Source organism: Polaromonas sp. CT11-55 (assembly GCF_047303325.1).
Lineage (GTDB): Bacteria > Pseudomonadota > Gammaproteobacteria > Burkholderiales > Burkholderiaceae_C > Polaromonas.
In genome coordinates this window covers 1-231 of record NZ_JBKBEX010000099.1, presented here as the reverse complement: position 1 = coordinate 231, position 231 = coordinate 1, and the positions used below count along the sequence as shown (strand labels likewise).

Here is a 231-nt window from a genome sequence, read left to right as displayed (position 1 = left end):
ACGATCGCCTGGTTGGTGGCGTTCTTCGCAGAGAGCTGGCCGACCACCTTGCGGCGTGCCGCCAGGTCACCCTTCTTGGCGAAGGTGATCAGGCGCTCAGCGAAGGGCTGGACACGCTTGGCCTTGGTCAGGGTGGTGGTGATCGAGCGGTTCTCGAACAGGCTTGCAGAGAGGTTCTGCAGCATCATCTTCTCGTGCGTCGGGCTGCCGCCCAGGCGCGGTCCCTTGGTG

At 64.5% G+C, this 231-nt stretch carries 1 protein-coding gene; it reads right to left on the bottom strand.

The window, feature by feature from the left end; translation table 11 throughout:
- Positions 1–231: bL17 family ribosomal protein (locus tag ACEN8I_RS24220; RefSeq protein WP_413331206.1), on the bottom strand; the 231-nt coding region annotated here is incomplete at both ends.